The 15,076-nt window shown below is 68.7% G+C and carries 14 protein-coding genes and 1 pseudogene; 6 read left to right on the forward strand and 9 right to left on the reverse strand.

Annotated features, from left to right (window positions below; all coding sequences use genetic code 11):
* Positions 1 to 3 precede the first annotated feature (3 nt).
* Positions 4 to 384, reverse strand: coding sequence for a hypothetical protein (locus A5713_RS11170; RefSeq protein ID WP_068095477.1), 381 nt, complete (start codon positions 382 to 384; stop codon positions 4 to 6).
* Positions 385 to 518: 134 nt separating this feature from the next.
* On the opposite strand from A5713_RS11170, the gene A5713_RS11175 reads away from it, so the two are divergent.
* Both A5713_RS11175 and A5713_RS11180 read left to right on the forward strand, forming a co-directional pair.
* Complete coding sequence (locus A5713_RS11175; RefSeq protein WP_068095499.1) at positions 519 to 1,736, forward strand: sensor histidine kinase; 1,218 nt, start codon at positions 519 to 521, stop codon at positions 1,734 to 1,736.
* Entirely contained in the window at positions 1,736 to 2,398 is a 663-nt protein-coding gene (locus A5713_RS11180; protein WP_068095497.1) for a response regulator transcription factor, read from the forward strand. The genes A5713_RS11175 and A5713_RS11180 overlap by 1 nt, the downstream gene beginning before the upstream one ends.
* A gap of 15 nt (positions 2,399 to 2,413) precedes the next feature.
* Here the strand turns inward: A5713_RS11180 and A5713_RS11185 are convergent, their stop codons facing one another.
* The 7 genes from A5713_RS11185 to A5713_RS11215 form a co-directional block, all read right to left on the reverse strand.
* Positions 2,414 to 2,602: a hypothetical protein gene (locus A5713_RS11185; RefSeq protein ID WP_231980352.1), complete on the reverse strand. Its 189-nt coding sequence runs from the start codon at positions 2,600 to 2,602 to the stop codon at positions 2,414 to 2,416.
* Positions 2,603 to 2,823: 221 nt separating this feature from the next.
* Entirely contained in the window at positions 2,824 to 4,203 is a 1,380-nt protein-coding gene (locus A5713_RS11190; RefSeq protein ID WP_068095479.1) for an SRPBCC family protein, read from the reverse strand.
* A 9-nt stretch (positions 4,204 to 4,212) separates the two neighbouring features.
* Complete coding sequence (locus tag A5713_RS11195; protein WP_068095482.1) at positions 4,213 to 5,985, reverse strand: amidohydrolase family protein; 1,773 nt, start codon at positions 5,983 to 5,985, stop codon at positions 4,213 to 4,215.
* Between the two features lie 117 nt (positions 5,986 to 6,102).
* Entirely contained in the window at positions 6,103 to 7,239 is a 1,137-nt protein-coding gene (locus A5713_RS11200) for a phosphotransferase (RefSeq protein ID WP_068095484.1), read from the reverse strand.
* A 96-nt stretch (positions 7,240 to 7,335) separates the two neighbouring features.
* Positions 7,336 to 7,956: a TetR/AcrR family transcriptional regulator gene (locus A5713_RS11205; RefSeq protein ID WP_068095486.1), complete on the reverse strand. Its 621-nt coding sequence runs from the start codon at positions 7,954 to 7,956 to the stop codon at positions 7,336 to 7,338.
* An 84-nt stretch (positions 7,957 to 8,040) separates the two neighbouring features.
* The gene (locus A5713_RS11210; RefSeq protein WP_082972899.1) at positions 8,041 to 8,526 is read right to left on the reverse strand and encodes an ATP-binding protein; all 486 of its coding nucleotides are present in this window, start codon (positions 8,524 to 8,526) and stop codon (positions 8,041 to 8,043) included.
* A 9-nt stretch (positions 8,527 to 8,535) separates the two neighbouring features.
* Positions 8,536 to 8,913, reverse strand: a complete 378-nt coding sequence (locus tag A5713_RS11215; RefSeq protein ID WP_067920553.1) for an STAS domain-containing protein — start codon at positions 8,911 to 8,913, stop codon at positions 8,536 to 8,538.
* A 357-nt stretch (positions 8,914 to 9,270) separates the two neighbouring features.
* Between A5713_RS11215 and A5713_RS11220 the strand changes: the two genes are divergently transcribed.
* From A5713_RS11220 to A5713_RS11230, 3 genes are all read left to right on the forward strand, one after another.
* Complete coding sequence (locus tag A5713_RS11220; RefSeq protein WP_304442226.1) at positions 9,271 to 10,395, forward strand: catalase family peroxidase; 1,125 nt, start codon at positions 9,271 to 9,273, stop codon at positions 10,393 to 10,395.
* Positions 10,392 to 10,970 (forward strand): cytochrome b, encoded by a 579-nt coding sequence (locus tag A5713_RS11225; RefSeq protein ID WP_082972900.1) that lies wholly within the window; start codon positions 10,392 to 10,394, stop codon positions 10,968 to 10,970. The genes A5713_RS11220 and A5713_RS11225 overlap by 4 nt, the downstream gene beginning before the upstream one ends.
* A 116-nt stretch (positions 10,971 to 11,086) precedes the next feature.
* Positions 11,087 to 11,980, forward strand: a complete 894-nt coding sequence (locus tag A5713_RS11230; protein WP_068095488.1) for a fructose bisphosphate aldolase — start codon at positions 11,087 to 11,089, stop codon at positions 11,978 to 11,980.
* A 1-nt stretch (position 11,981) separates the two neighbouring features.
* On the opposite strand, the gene A5713_RS11235 is transcribed toward A5713_RS11230, so the two are convergent.
* Positions 11,982 to 13,058 (reverse strand): DUF190 domain-containing protein, encoded by a 1,077-nt coding sequence (locus A5713_RS11235; protein WP_068095490.1) that lies wholly within the window; start codon positions 13,056 to 13,058, stop codon positions 11,982 to 11,984.
* A gap of 889 nt (positions 13,059 to 13,947) precedes the next feature.
* Between A5713_RS11235 and A5713_RS29690 the strand changes: the two are divergent.
* A pseudogene (locus tag A5713_RS29690) lies at positions 13,948 to 14,835 on the forward strand (sulfotransferase); the annotation flags it as partial.
* Positions 14,836 to 15,076 lie beyond the last annotated feature (241 nt).

Consider the following 15,076-nt stretch of genomic DNA (forward strand, 5'->3'; position numbering starts at 1 on the left):
CCGTCATGCAACGGTCTGCCGATCGCCGGACGGGCCGCCGAAGAGGCCCACGGCGACGTGCTCGCCCCGAGACAGGGAACGCAGCCGCAGTGATTGCCGCGAGCCGATCCGCACCAGGGCGTGCAGGCCGGGCTCGGCGGCCTCGAGATCTGCCCGCACCTGCTCGGCCGCCACGCCCTCGTGGACGGCCTGGTCCAGCTTGGCCACCAGCATGGTGATCCAGCGCTGTCCCAGCGACAGCAGCAGGCCCTCCTCGTCGCCGAACAGCCTGGGCACCTCGGGTGAGCCGGCGACCGACGCAAGCGCCGCCTCGGGATCGGTCTCGGCGGCTTTGATCACTTCGGCCATGAAGGCCATCCGGTCGTGCAGCAGTGTCCATGTCATGACTGGAACGCTAGGAAGGCGACCGGGTGGTGCGCGTCGTGCCGAGGTGCAGTCTTCATCCCCTACCACGGTAGGAGGCGATTGCCACCCACGGCATGATGTGCGCTGGTGGCGCGCCCTTCTACGATTGGATGATGTTGCGTGCCGCAACGAGATATGTGCGCGAACAGCTGCGCCGCCGGGGCGAGCTGATCCCCGTCGGTCTGACCTGGGCGTCGTTCATCGCCGTCGATGTGAGCCATGTCGGTGGCGCGGTGATCGCGATCCTGCAGCGCCCCTTCGCGGATCTGCCCGTCGGGTTGGCCGCGTTCGCGGTGTCCATCGCGCCGACGCTGGTGTTCTTCTTTCTGAACACGAAGCTCAGCCCGGGGCTGATGTGGGCGACCTGGATGACGGCCACCGCCATGATGCTGTTCGGCACGTCGACACCCATTCACGCCGATTTCGCCCCGGCGCTGCTGGTGCTGCTGGTGTTGTCCATCGCGACGTTGAGCTCTATCGCGGTCGGCCTGTTGTCCGCCGCGTCGGTGGCCGCGCTGCTGCTCGCCGCGTCCGCACTGCACCGGCTGGACGCGGTGGGGCTGTACCTGGCTTTCGTCGGCGCGGGGTGGCTTCTCGGTTACGTGATGCGCACGCAACGGCTGTTGCTGGCCGAACAGATCGAGGCGCAGAAGTTGTTGGCCGAGCACGCGGCGGCCGACGAGCGGCGGCGCATCGCCCGGGAGGTGCACGACGTCATCGCCCACTCGCTGAGCATCACCCTGCTGCACGTGACCGGCGCGCGTCGAGGGCTGCAGCAGGACCGTGACGTCGATGACGCGGTCGAGGCGCTGGAACAGGCCGAACGTCTGGGCCGGCAGGCGATGGCCGACATCCGGCGGACCGTCGGGCTGCTGGACGGCTCCCCGACGAAAGCCGCGCAGACGACGCCCGAACCCGGTATCGACGACGTCGCCGGGCTCGTCGCGGAGTTCCAGCGCGCCGGGCTGAACCTCACGCTGCGCGTCGAGGGGCCCACCGAGCGCGTGTCGGCGGCCGTGGGCCTGGCGCTGTATCGCATCACCCAGGAATCGCTGGCGAACATCGCCAAACACGCGCCCGACTCGAAAGCGACCGTGGCGCTTCATGTCTCGGCGGTCTCGGCCAGCCTCACGGTCGAGAATCGGTTGCCGGTGGCGATCGCCGCCCCGCTGTCTGCTGAGGGCCGCGGGTTGCGCGGGATGCGCCAGCGCGTCGAACTGCTGGGCGGAGCGATCAACGCCGGCCCTACGCCGGAGGGCTGGTCGGTGCGCGCCGACATACCGTTGCACGAGGGCGAGGCGGGTTGGCGGCCGTGGTGGTGCAAGGCGTGATCCCACATCTCCCGGAGCCGCACGAGATCACCGTGCTCCTCGTCGACGACCAGGACCTGGTGCGGTCGGGGCTGCGCCGGATCCTGCGTCGCAAGGACGGGTTCGTCATCGTCGCGGAATGCTCCGACGGTGACGAGGTGCCCGCCGCGGTGGCCGAGCACCCGCCCGACGTCGTCGTGATGGATCTGCGCATGCGGCGGGTCGACGGCATCGAGGCGACGCGCAGGCTCGGGGGGACACCGCCAGTGTTGGCGCTGACCACATTCAACGAGGACGAGTTGCTGTCCGAGGCGCTGCGCGCCGGGGCGGCCGGCTTCGTGCTCAAGGACTCCTCCGCCGAGGAACTGATCCGCGCCGTGCGGGCGGTCGCCCGGGGCGACAGCTACCTCGACCCGGCCGTCACCGCGCGGGTGTTGACCACCTATCGCAAAGCCGCGCCCGGGCCCCGCGGCACCGCGATCGCCGAGTTGACGACCCGCGAGCTCGACGTGCTGACGTTGATGGGCCGGGGTTTCTCCAACGCCGAGATCGCCGACGAGCTCTGCATTTCCGGCGTCACCGTCAAGAGCCACATCGGCCGGATCTTCGGAAAGCTCGACCTGCGGGACCGCGCGGCGGCAATCGTCTACGCCTACGACAACGGCATCGTCGTCCCGCGCTGACGGAGTCTCAGCGGATCACAGAGACGTGCCCTGCTCGGCGAGATTGAGCAAGAAGTACGCCATGCACATCAGGAAGTTCAACACCACCAGGACCAGGCCGGCGAACATCAGCGAGCGGGTTCCTTGTCGCTTCAGCCGCTTGTACCGGGCGGCGCGCGTCTCCCGGTCGATCCGCAGGGCGATCAACGCGAATTTGACGTCCATCGCTTCATGAGGCGCGAGGGGCGCCCCCGACAGCATCTGCTGCAGCCGGTCTGGCTCCGTGCGGACGCCGACCCGCTCGAAGCTCTGGCACATTCGCCGCGCGCGTCTTCGCGCGAGTGGTTGATATCGCATCTGTAGCTGATGCGCGAGTCGCCCTCGGTCTTCCCCCCACGGGTTTGACGGGGTCATCACGAAACGGATTCTAAATCGCATCGGACCGATTACGGCGTGTCTAACACGAATTCTGTCGGCGGCGATGGGGCGGCGCCGTCGCGCACGTGTTCGGACGGGGGCAGGTCGAGGTAGCGCTCGAGGTTGCGGTGCATGTTGATCACCCGCCGCTCCTCGCTGGACAGCACCACGTGGGTGAAACCCGGTTGATGCATGCCGCGCTGCAAGCCGGGGAGTATCTGGATGTCCTGGGTGAGCACCACGCCCGGCTCGGCCTCACCGGCGCTCATTCGCACATCGGTCGGCTTGGCGCGCGCGGCGCCCGGCGGCATCCGCGTCATGAGGAACATCACCAGCTCGCCTTGATCGGGGGTGGCGGCGGGATCGCGCCGGGGCCGCGAACACATGACGGTGAGGTGGTCGGCGTTGGCCAGCAGCGTCATGTTCGGGAAGACGTTGTACTGGTGCAGGCGGATGATGCGGTCGGTGTCGGCCCAGTCCAGGTCCACCCCGCGCGAGGCGGCGAACGCCCGGGTGTGCGCGGCGATCAGATCCTGGACCGTCTGGCCGTCCCGTCGCTCGTCCGCGGGGAAGGGGGTGCCTTCGCCGGCGCCCATGAGAGCGCCCTGCGTGTAAACGTAGGCGTCCCAAACCTCTTCGTCGCTCAGCGCCCCGCCGAAGCGTGGGCTCTGCACACCGTAGGGTTGGTCGGATTTGCCGGTGTGCCCCCAGATCTGTTGGGGCGCATGGATGTCATCGACACAACGCAGCAGTTCCGGGTGCAGCGTCTGGATGTGGTAGGTCTCGCTGAAGCCGTCGGCGATCGTCTTCCAATTCGCGTCGACCTCGACGGTCAGCGTGGCGTAGCAGCGGAAGTTGCTCAGCCGGCACCAGGCGATATCGTCGGGCACCGCCTCCAGGTAGGCGAGCAGCGGTGCCGCGTCGCGATCGAGATTGACGAAGACGAGCCCCTCCCACGTGTCCACCCGGGCCGGCACCAGCGGGAAGTCGGACAGCTTGAGCGCCCCGAACCCCTTTCGGTCGGGCACTCGCTTGAGCTCGCCGGCCAGGTCCCACGTCCACCCGTGATAGCCGCACTTGAGTTCCCGCAGCCCCGAGCCCGAGCCCACACACACCGAGTTGCCGCGGTGGCGGCAGGCGTTCTGGAAGGCGCGCAGCACCCCGTCGTCGCCGCGGACGATCAGCACGCCGTACGGTCCGCACCGGTACTCGAAGTAGTCACCCGGCGCGGCGACGTGGTCGACCATGCACGCGAGTTGCCACACCTTCGGCCACATCCGCTCGACCTCGAGCGCGGCGAACGCCGGCGAGTAATACCGCTCCGCCGGCACCAGCGCGGGGGTCTCCGGCGGGGTGCCGATCGCGTCCTCGTCGCGGCTGCGGGTCGGGTTGCCGGCGGGCGCGTTCATCCCGGAGCCTTAACGTGCCCCGCGCACCAGACGCCCGGGGCGGGCCCCGGTGTCGACGTCGTCGCGCCGGGTGACCGTCCCGCTGACGATGGTGGCCGCATAGCCGCTGGCTCCCTGCAGGATCCGGTTCCCGCCGGCGGGCAGGTCGAAGGCCATCGCGGCGGGATGCAGCGTCAGGGCGTCCAGGTCGATGACGTTGAGGTCGGCCTTCTTGCCCGGCTCGATGGTGCCGCGGTCGGTGAGACCGAAAAGGTGTGCGGTGTCGCGGGACTGCTTGCGGATCACGTACTCCAGCGAAAGCTTCTCACCCCGGCGCCGGTCGCGCGCCCAGTGCGTCAGCAGGAAGGTGGGATAGGAGGCGTCGCAGATCATTCCGCAGTGGGCGCCGCCGTCGGAAAGCCCGAGCACGCCGGCGGGGTGCAGCAGCATCTCCCGGATCGCGTCGCAGTTGCCGTCGGCGTAGTTGAACAGCGGCAGCATCAGCATGGAGGTGGCGTCGGACTCCAGCATGAGGTCGTAGAGGGTGGACAGCGGGTCCTCGCCGCGGGCCTGGGCGATGGCCGCGACGGTGCGGTCCGGGGTGGGCTCGTAGTCGGGCGGATCGCCGAGCGCGTACAGGCGGTGCAGCGAGTGCTGGACCAGGGCGAACATGCCGTCGAACAACAGGGTGGGGTCGGCGGGCAGGTCCTCCTCGGACAGGATCGCGGCCTTTACCGCGGGGTCGGCCAGGCGCTGCGCGAGTTCCTCCCGGCCGAGTTCGGCCTTGAGCCGGCGGTAGGTGGGCCGGTGGCTGAAGCCGTGATGGCCCTGGAACCCGATCATCATGCCGAACGGGCGCGCGGCGATCTGGGGGTATAGCCGAGCGCCCGCTGCGTGCGCGTCCGCCGAGAGGTCCAGCATCTCGCGCCACAGCTTCGGGTCGGCGTCGACCTGGATCAGAGCGAACGACACCGGCCGGTCGATCTCGGCGCCCAGTCGTCGCATCCACTCCAATTCCTTCTTGGGGGCGACGATGTCCTCGCCCGCGGCGCCCTGCGGGGCGAGCTCGAACACGGCCTGCCCGCCGGCCGCCATCGCGCGGCCGAGGCCGAACAACTCTTCCTCGGCGGCGAAGGTGCCGGGTACGGGTTCACCGTCCATCGCGCGGTGGCCCATCGTGCGCGACGTCGAGAAACCCAGCGCGCCCGCCTCGATCGCCTCGCGTACCAGCCGGCCCATCGCGGCGATGTCGTCGGGGGTGGCCGGCTCGTTGCGGGCGCCGCGGTCGCCCATCGCGTAGGCGCGGATGGCTCCGTGGGCGACCTGGCTGCCCACGTCGATCGCGAACTTGTGCTCACCGATGGCGTCGAGATACTCGGGGTAACTCTCCCAGCCCCAGGTGATGCCCTCGGTAAGAGCGGTGCCGGGAATGTCCTCGACACCCTCCATCAACTCGATCAGCCACTGCTCCGTTCCGGGACGAACCGGGGCGAACCCGACGCCGCAGTTGCCGGTGACCACGGTGGTGACCCCGTGACCGCTCGAGGGTTCGAGCAGGCTGTCCCAGCTCACCTGACCGTCGTAGTGGGTGTGGATGTCGACGAAGCCGGGGGCCACCACACGCCCTGCGGCATCGATGGTTTCGGCGGCCTGCGCCGTCTGCAGGCCCCCGGTGTCAGGGTCGCCGTCCCCGCGGCGGACCACGTCGACGATCTTGCCGTCCTTGATGCCGATGTCGGCGCGATAGCGCTCTGCGCCGGTGCCGTCGACGACGGTGCCGCCAATGATCTTCAGGTCGAACACGAGACTCTCCTTGCCGCCATGGGCCGAAGACGCACCGGACGCGTCAGCATTACGCTACGGGAAGTAGCGTAACCCTTACGGCGGCCATGCAACAGGTTCGGCGCAAACTTGGTGGCCTCAGAGCGAACTCTTCAGGGCGGCGACCGTTTCCAGGTCGTCGAGTGCCGCAACGCCGCGGCGCAGCCCTTCCATGGCGATGTCCTCGACTTGCATGCCGCCCATTCCCGCGGTGATCAGCGGAGCGACGTAGGCGTACAGCGCGGCCTGGCGGAACCGCAGCCACAGGTCGTCGCGGTCGAGTTCGGGTCCGCCCGCCGCGGCGAGCGCGCGGCGGTAATCGTCGAGCAGTTCCCGCTGGTTCGCCCGGCGATCTTCGGGCGTGAGGCTGGTGATCAGGGTGTAGGCCAGTTCCCGGGCCGGGTGTCCGCGCCGCACCGCCTGCCAGTCCAGCAGACCCGCCTTGCCGCCGTGGAAGTACATGTTGCCCGGGTGGGCGTCGCCATGCATGACGGTGTGCGGGGGAGTGTCGATGAGGGCGGCGACCGCACGGTAGTTGTCGGCGATGAATCGGCCGTTCTCCAAAGGGATTTCGGTGCGTTCGGCAAGGCGCCTGACCGAGGCGTGCATCAGCGAGCCGGTCAGTAGGGAGGTGACGTCGCCGGAGGGGGTATACAGCCAGCCCAGCGGGCCGCGCCCGCCGCGGGGCAGTCGGTCCCAGAAGGTGGCGTGCAGGTCGGCCAGCAGCTCGACGATGAGACCGGCCTGCTCCAGGGACAGCGGGTGCAAGGTGTCGGGGAACTCGCACGACTCGGCGGGGAGGTCTTCGAGCACCAACAGGTAGCGGCCCGTCCAGGGATCGAACGCCGTACCGTAGGCGTAGGGGACGCCGATGATTTGGGGGGCGAGCTGGTTGTAGAACCGGACCTCCGTGTGTCCGAGCCGGCCCAACTCGCCCATCAACCGGGTGGCCGCGGTCGTCGCCGCGAGCTTGACGAACACCGAGCTGGGGACGTCCTTTCCGGTCAACACCAGCCGCGCCCGCGCCGACGTGCCGGCGTCGCTGCCCAGGACGCGGACCGATCTGACGGTGGTGCCCATCACCCGGGACAGCACCGCCGCGTCGATGTCCCGCACCCGGCGGGGCAGCCCCAACCGGCCGCCGATCACCGCGTCGGTGGCCACCCGGCGCACGCCGCGGCCCAGGTGAGCGGCCAGGCCGGCGGCCGAAAAGACCTGCGACACGGGACTATTCATGTCCGCTCGATTCCTGGGTTCGGGATGTGCCACCGGGGCGGCGAGCCGCCTGGGCGTCGGGGAGTCAGAAGAACGCCGACATCAGACAATACTCCTTTATTGTCTGATTCCCGGCACGAGGGCCCGCACCACGAACTGGTCCACGAACTCGCGTTTGTCCGCGGCCGTGCGGTATCGCCAGGACGGCGCCAGGAGGAACAACGTCGTCGCATGCAGCCACTGGACCACCGACCTGGGATCGAGGTCGGCGTGCAGACGGCCCGCCGACTTCCACCGCTCCAGCAGGGGCTGATAGTGCCGCAACAGCGTGTCGACAATGGGTTCCGAACCCTTTTCGAGGGCCGTCGCCACGGCGGTGCTCTCGGCGGCGAACAGCGCCTCGTTCAGCGGATCGCCGTTCACCGACTCGACGCGGGCCAGCACCATCTCGGGCACCGAGCGCACCGGATCGTCCGGGGCGGGCAGCGAGCGCACCAGCTCACCGAGCGCGCGGTCGACCCGCGCCAGGATCAGGCCCAGCAGCACGTCGTCGCGGGCCGGGAAGTAGCGGTACACCGTGGAACGCGACACCCCCGCCTCGTCGGCCACCTCGCCCATCCGGAACTGGGTGTTCCCGCGTTGCACGATGCAGCGGCCCGCGGCGTCCAGGATGCGCCGGCGCGCCTCCTCGTCGTCGAGGATCGCGCGGTCGTCACCCCACCGACGGCTCGGCTCCACGGCGCAGATGTTACGGGATCGATGGCGCGAAATGACGAAATCGGTTGCGAATCAAGCGGATCGCCGACGGGTGGCAGTCGCCGCCTACGACCGCTGCGTGAGGCCGATCCACGTCATCGCGACGCGGGTTCCGCGCGGCGTGCGGTCGATCGCCACTTCGTCGGCGAGTGCCCGCATCAGCGGGATACCGCGCCCGCGGAGCTGCTGATGGCGCTGTGCGGGCACCTTCTGTCGCCAACGGCCGCGATCGTCGACCGTGACGGCCAGGGTGTCGGACTGGTGGTCGTAGGACGCGCTGACGTCCAGCGTCCCGCGCTGCGTGGCGTCGCAATAGGCGAATTCCGCGGCGTTGGCGATCGCTTCGTTCACGGCCAGCACGACGTCGCTGAACCGGTCGCCACCCAGGGCGAAATGTGTCTTCAGCCAGACCCCGAAGTCGGCTCGGACCCGGGCAGCGCCGCGCGCATCGGCGGCGACACGATGCCGCACGAAGCGGGACCGGTCATCGAGGTTCGAGACGTTGTACGGCTGACGATCAGAGCGCCCCATCGTTTCCAGCTGTGCCCCCATCTGAAAGGTTCACCCAGCAGTAATGCCGCTCAGCGCGTCGTCGAGCGAGCTGTAGAGCGCGAGCACGCTGTCGATTCCCATCAGTTTGATCGGCCGGCTGGTGGCCGAGCCGTTGGCGACGACCGCGAACTGGGTCGGCGGCTCGGTCTCCGCCTGCGCCGTGACCAGGACGGTCATTCCGGCCGACGCCAGGAAGTCCACCTTCGACAGGTCGACGATCAGCGCGGCGGGCTTCGCCGCCAGCGCGGTCTGGATCGCTTCGGCCAGGTGGGGCGAGCTCAGCATGTCCACTTCGCCCGAGACGTTGAGCACGACCGCCTGATCGACCTGCTGCTTTCCTACTGAGAAAGCGGTCGGATCGATCGGATCGCCGGTTAATTCACCCATGGTCTATCACTCACATTCGGTCCCTTGGCGGGACACCCTTAGCTCTCAATCAGGCTGCCAAGCCCGGGGGCTGCTTGTTCAACCCCACGGAAGGCGCTTGCCGTCGGAGGAGGCACACTCCGTCGATCTGCGCAGTTAGCCACAGATGCAGCCGCAAGTTGTTTACCCGATGGTATGTCACTCGGCGGACCACTCTCAAAGCGAGTGAACGATTCGCCGCGCCGCACCGTCCTGTGAGTGTGTCCGACGGTCCCCGCAGAAGTTGCGCCTGGCGCCCGCCCATGCGTGAATTAGCTCGACTGAATATTTTTCCGGTTTGGGCCCCGTGGCCTGCGCAAACAGCCGAGGACGGTGGGCATGGAGCCCGGTGATCGCGGTGGCGAGCAGGACGACCCGACCGGCGACGCCAAGCCCTCCCGGTCCGTCAGCGACGCGCTGTCAAGGCGTGCCTTGCTGGGCATGGGGGCGGTGGCCGGCATCGCCGCGGTCGATGTCGGCGGGTTCGCCTATGCCGGCGGCTGGCTGCGGCCTGCGGCGCTGACCCCGTCCCGATTCGCCGATCGCTTCGAACACATCTACGGACGCCACGACGGCTTTCGCCGCAATCACGCCAAGGGCCTCAGCGCGGTGGGAACCTTCGCGAGCACGGGCGCGGGGGCGGCGATCTGCCGGGCCGCGGTCTTCCGGGAGGGCAGCGTGCCGGTCATCGGCCGGTTCTCCCTGTCGGGGACCCTGCCGGATCAGGCGGACGCGTCCACCACGGTCCGCGGGCTGGGCCTGCTCTTCCAGGGTCCCGACGGCCAGCAATGGCGCACCGCGATGATCAACATCCCCGTCTTCCCGGACAGCACGCCGCAGGGCTTCTACGACCGGCTCCTGGCGTCCAAGCCGGTGCCCGAGACGGGCAAGCCCGATCCGCAGAAGATGGCCGCCTTCCTCGACCGCCACCCCGAGACCGTCGCCGCGATGAAGATCATCAAGCAGGCCGCGCCCAGCGCGGGCTTCGCCGACAGCGCCTTCTACGGACTCAACGCGTTCCGGTTCACCAACGGCGCCGGGGCGACCGTGCCGGTGCGCTGGGCGGTCGTTCCGCAGGGAGCCCCGACCCCACCGGCCCCACCGGCCGGCAAGGACTACCTGTTCGACGACCTCATCCGCACGCTGGCCCAGCGCCCGCTGAGCTGGCGGCTGGTGCTCACGGTCGGGGAACCCGGCGACCCGACCCACGACGCCACGAAACCCTGGCCGCGGTCGCGCCGCACCGTCGAGGCCGGCACCATCACCGTCACCGCCGTGCAGACCGAGGCGCCCGGCAACGCTCGCGACATCAACTTCGACCCGACGGTGCTGCCGGACGGGATCACCGTGTCCGACGACCCGTTGCTCGCCGCGAGATCGGCCGTCTACGCCCGATCGTTCACCCGCCGCGCGGAGGAACCCAAGACGCCCAGCGCCGTCGACGTCTCCCAGGTGCTCCGGTGACGCACGCCAACCCCGCGACGCGTTTCGCGCTCCCGTCCCGCCTGTTGCACTGGCTGATGGCGCCGATGGTCATCGCGCAACTGCTCATCGGCGTCACCATGGTCGCCTCCCTGACCTACTACCCGCTGCTGCTGGCCATCCATCGGCCGCTGGGTGTGCTGATCCTGATTTTCGCCGTGGTGCGGCTGGCGAATCGGCTCAGGCACCGGCCCCCACCGTTCCTGTCCACCATGAGCGGCGCGGAACGGCGGATCGCGACGTGGTCGGAGCGTTTGCTCTACGCCCTGCTGCTGGTGCAGCCCCTCACCGGATGGGCGATGCTGTCGGCGGCGCGGTTTCCCGTCACGCTGGTGGGTCCGCTGCGGCTGCCCGGCATCGCGCCGCACAGCATCGACGTGTTCGCGGTGCTGCGCGAGTGCCACGGCGCGTTCGCGTTCCTGCTGTTCGCCACGTTTACCGCCCACATGTGCGCGGTGCTGTTCCACACGCTCGTTCTGCGCGACCGGCTCCTGGATCGCATGGCGCTGTGGCGCGTCAGACCCGCCACCCCGCAGCCCGACCAAGCCGAGCGGTGACGGCCTGCCTTCTGGGGCTTTGATCGGCCGAATATGATCGGCACGATTATTTCAAGGGTGCGCGGCACCGCAGCGACGTGACCTTGACGCCGACCACGAAGGAGTGGAGAACTTCCATGCCGAACGAGAAGCAAGCGGAGCGGATGACGTCGGGCAAGGGATTCATCGCAGCGCTCGATCAGAGCGGCGGGTCCACTCCCAAGGCACTGCGCCTCTACGGCATCCAGGACGACGCGTACTCCTCCGAGGAGGAGATGTTCGACCTCATCCATCAGATGCGGTCGCGGATCATCACCTCCCCGGCCTTCGCCGGTGATCGCGTGCTGGCCGCGATCCTGTTCGAGCAGACCATGGACCGCGAGATCGAGGGCCGGCCGTCGACGACCTACCTGTGGGAGACCAAGGGCGTGGTGCCGATCCTGAAGATCGACAAGGGCCTGGCCGAGGCGTCCGATGACGTGCAGCTGATGAAGCCGATCCCCGGACTGGACGAGCTGCTGGAGCGCGCCGTGAGCAAGGGCGTGTTCGGCACCAAGGAACGGTCGGTGATCGGCGGCGCCAACGCCAAGGGCATCGCCGCCGTGGTCGCCCAGCAGTTCGAGCTGGCCCATCAGGTGCTCTCGCACGGCCTGGTGCCGATCATCGAGCCCGAGGTCACCATCTCGATCTCGGACAAAGCCGAGGCCGAGTCGATCCTGCGCGACGAGATCACCAAGCAACTCGAGAACGTGCCCGACGGGCAGCGCGTGATGCTCAAGCTGAGCCTGCCCAGCGAGGTCAACTTCTACCGTCCCCTGATCGAACACCCGAAGGTGATGCGGGTGGTCGCCCTCTCCGGCGGCTACTCGCGCGAGGAGGCCAACGAGCTGCTGGCGAAGAACGCGGGGTTGATCGCCAGCTTCAGTCGCGCCCTGACCGAGGGGCTGACGGTCGACCAGTCCGACGAACAGTTCAACGCCACGCTGGACAAGGCGATCCAGTCGATCTACGACGCCTCGGTCGCCGGCTGATTCAATACCGGTGCTGGGCCATGTGCGGCGGCCCGTCGCCGTCGCGTTCGTCCGACACCACCGCGGGCACCATCTCGCTCGTCACCAGCCCATCGTCGCGCGTCAATTCGTCTATCACGTCGAAGGTTTCGGCGATGTTGGCGGGCGTGTCCACGACGATGGTCACCACCGGAACGTCGCGGCGCAACGAGAGAAATTTGTCCCCGTGCGGTCGGTGGTCCCCGTGGTATCCCCAAATGCCCCGCAGCACCGTCGCGCCGTCGGGCGCTTCGCGCTGACGCAGCCGCCGCACGATGGCGCGGTGGATGGGCACCCCGTCGTGCAGGGCCGACTCGGAGGTGTAGATCGTCAACTTCTGGAATAGCGGCAAACCGCGTTCGTCAACGCCCGGCAGGGCATGCGGCCGCTCCAAGAGTTCGCCGCCGCGTTTGCACAGGCGGACCCGCTCCAGCGTGAACATCGGGCCGTGGAGCAACCGTGCCAGCTCCGGCAGAACCCCCGCGATGCGCTCACCCGACCCGACGGCGAGGATCATCATCGGCACGTTGGCGTTCCGGCCGATGAAGCGCGCACGGTGCCGCCGCCCGTGGGTGACGCCGTCGACCCCGAGCAGCACCGACGCGCCGGCTATCCGGCGCCGATGCAGGAGGTCGCAGACGGCGACGTAGGCCGGGACCCCGTTGACGCGTTCCTTGCGCCCGACGTAGACGGTCAGCTTGACGGCTTCGCGCAATTCGTCCGGCAACCGCACCGGCCCGACATCCTCGCGCAGCAGCCGCGCCCGCTCCAACGTCACCAGGCCGCGCTGCTTCACGGCCAGCACCGGGTCGAGCAGGGCTTCGATCTTCGCCTTCGTGTCGACCGCGACGATGGCGACGGGCGGGTCCTCCGACAGCGTCAGCGACTCGTCGGTCCGCAGGTGGCGTCCGCTCCCGAAGCCGCCGATGCCGCGCAGGACCACGCCACAGGCGATGCGATGCCGCGCATAGAGGTCGAGCAGGACGTCGGAGACAAACCCTTCGCCGGTTCGCCGACGCTCGGCCAGATAGGTGGTGAGCTTCAGGCAGTCCTCGTCCATGGCGCTCCTAAAGTGTTGCCCTGCAGGAGTCTTCACGCGTCGCTGGCGACGTGGAACCCCTGCGCTGACGCCATCCTGTCACCCTGCGGTGATCATACGCGGTGCTGCAGATACCGGGCTCTGAATACGTTGTGGCCTTGGTCGACATGCCACCTACCCCGCGCGTGCGGAGCCTTGACGCCCGTGCGGACACCGTGACGCCGAATGAGCCTTAGCGTGCGCGCTTTTCGCTTATGGGACCGCGCTTCGCGGGTCGGCTGACAGTCAGTTTGCAGCGTAGATCCGGGACATGCCCCTACCGGAGGTCGTAACGGCGGCGGTACGCTCCAGAGATGCCGTGTTCAAGCGGCGTGCCCACTGCTGGACACTTCATCCAGCGACTGTTGGGATCTGGCGGAATGAGCGAGGTTGCAACCTCGCCCAACCTTCCGGGTTGCCCTGCCGCGGAGCGCCCATGATATTGGCCACGGACCCTTTCGTCGACGTCCGCCGCCGACGATTCGTTTCAGTGGCGACTCGGGCGCTGTGGCATCCAAACACATTGCGCGTCGACGATTGAGGCGAGTTCAACGGATAGTCGGGCCTTTCGATCGGTTTCTTCGGCGGAGCCGCCGCGGCGAGCCGGCCGCGGGGCCGTTGCCCGACCGGAACGCCAACGCTCGCTGATCTCGCCGACGTGCCGGACGGCTTGGCCAGACACCCACGCGCGCGGCGCAATTCACGATTCGAGCCCGTCGACTGACGGCACTACCAGGAATGGAAACTCCTCATGTTCACCCGCATCACCGGCCGCGCCAGCGCTGTCGTCGCCGTCAGCGTGGTGCTAACCGGCGGCGCGACGCTGCGCGAGGGCGCAGCAGCGGCCGACCCCAACCAGGACGAAATCTTCAAGGCGCTTCTCAACCAGGAAGACATCCCCGCTGTCGAGGGCGTCCCAAGCCTGATCGACACCGCCCACAAGATTTGTCTTGTGCTCGATCGAGGCATTCCCGTGAACACCGTCGTGGGCGCGATGCTGAAAAATGCGTACTCCAAGGATCCGGCCGAGCGCCTCTACCCCCCGGCTCGCCTCGAATCCACCATGACCCGATTCATCACAGCGTCAGTAGAGGCCTACTGCCCGCACGATCAAAGCAAGATCGCTCCCATTTTGGTAACTCCCGCGCCGGCATCGAATGGGCCGACGCACCCTGCGGCGTATCTGCACGGCGCCGCAACCGATGCGGGTCAGCAGTTCACCGGCACTGCAGCCGCGGACCTGCCCACTACGGCGCTCGCCTCGGCAATCATGGCGCTTCCCTCCGGAGACATGGTCCCGCCCAGCCCACCGGAGATTCCGCCGCCGCCACCTGCGCACCTTCAGACTCCGCCCAGCCCGATCGCCGCCCTGACCCACCACCTGCGCCGGATGTGCAGCGACGATTCCAGCGTCGCCGAGTGCGCGGCCCAGTCCTACGAGGAGATCGTCGTCGGCCTGGAACGAGAGATGGCCCTGCGCGACAGCGGGGCGGTGCCGGCGGACCGCGTGATCGACGTGCAATACAGCGACTTCGTCAACGACCCGTGGACCACGATCAAGGACATCTACCAGCGACTGGATCGTGAACTGCGACCCGAAGCCGAGCAGAGGATGCGCGAGTTCCTGGCGACCCATCCCGGCGACGGCGGCCGCGGCCGGTACACCTGGTCGGACACCGGCCTACGGGAAGGCGAGGTGCGCGAGCGGGTGCGCGCATACCAGGACCGCTACGCGGTGCCCACCGAGACGCTGCGGTAGACGGGGCAGGCGCGGGCCGAATATCGCAGGTCCGGTCTCACGGCGCGAGCCTGACAAAGCCGGGTTGCTTCTGTGGGGGCGGTGGCACCGGGGGCGCCGGGGACGGCCGCACCGGACCGCCACCGCCCATGCCGCCACCTGTCCCGCTGGTTCCGCCGCCACCGCCGCCGGCCGCTCCCGGCTGTGGACCAACCGCGGGAGCGTGCACCTGCCGTGGGGCCGGCGGCGGCTCCACCGGTGG

It is taken from the genome of Mycobacterium sp. E2497 (assembly GCF_001668695.1).
Classification (GTDB): domain Bacteria; phylum Actinomycetota; class Actinomycetes; order Mycobacteriales; family Mycobacteriaceae; genus Mycobacterium.

What these genes read in the sequence shown, in the direction of transcription:
- A5713_RS11230 (WP_068095488.1), top strand. Translation starts at nt 11,087, where the DNA reads ATGCCGAACGAGAAGCAAGCGGAGCGGATGACGTCGGGCAAGGGATTC.
- A5713_RS11185 (WP_231980352.1), bottom strand. Translation starts at nt 2,602, where the DNA reads ATGGACGTCAAATTCGCGTTGATCGCCCTGCGGATCGACCGGGAGACG.
- A5713_RS11220 (WP_304442226.1), top strand. Translation starts at nt 9,271, where the DNA reads ATGGAGCCCGGTGATCGCGGTGGCGAGCAGGACGACCCGACCGGCGAC.
- A5713_RS11210 (WP_082972899.1), bottom strand. Translation starts at nt 8,526, where the DNA reads ATGGGGGCACAGCTGGAAACGATGGGGCGCTCTGATCGTCAGCCGTAC.
- A5713_RS11200 (WP_068095484.1), bottom strand. Translation starts at nt 7,239, where the DNA reads ATGAATAGTCCCGTGTCGCAGGTCTTTTCGGCCGCCGGCCTGGCCGCT.
- A5713_RS11190 (WP_068095479.1), bottom strand. Translation starts at nt 4,203, where the DNA reads ATGAACGCGCCCGCCGGCAACCCGACCCGCAGCCGCGACGAGGACGCG.
- A5713_RS11175 (WP_068095499.1), top strand. Translation starts at nt 519, where the DNA reads ATGTTGCGTGCCGCAACGAGATATGTGCGCGAACAGCTGCGCCGCCGG.
- A5713_RS11235 (WP_068095490.1), bottom strand. Translation starts at nt 13,058, where the DNA reads ATGGACGAGGACTGCCTGAAGCTCACCACCTATCTGGCCGAGCGTCGG.
- A5713_RS11215 (WP_067920553.1), bottom strand. Translation starts at nt 8,913, where the DNA reads ATGGGTGAATTAACCGGCGATCCGATCGATCCGACCGCTTTCTCAGTA.
- A5713_RS11170 (WP_068095477.1), bottom strand. Translation starts at nt 384, where the DNA reads ATGACATGGACACTGCTGCACGACCGGATGGCCTTCATGGCCGAAGTG.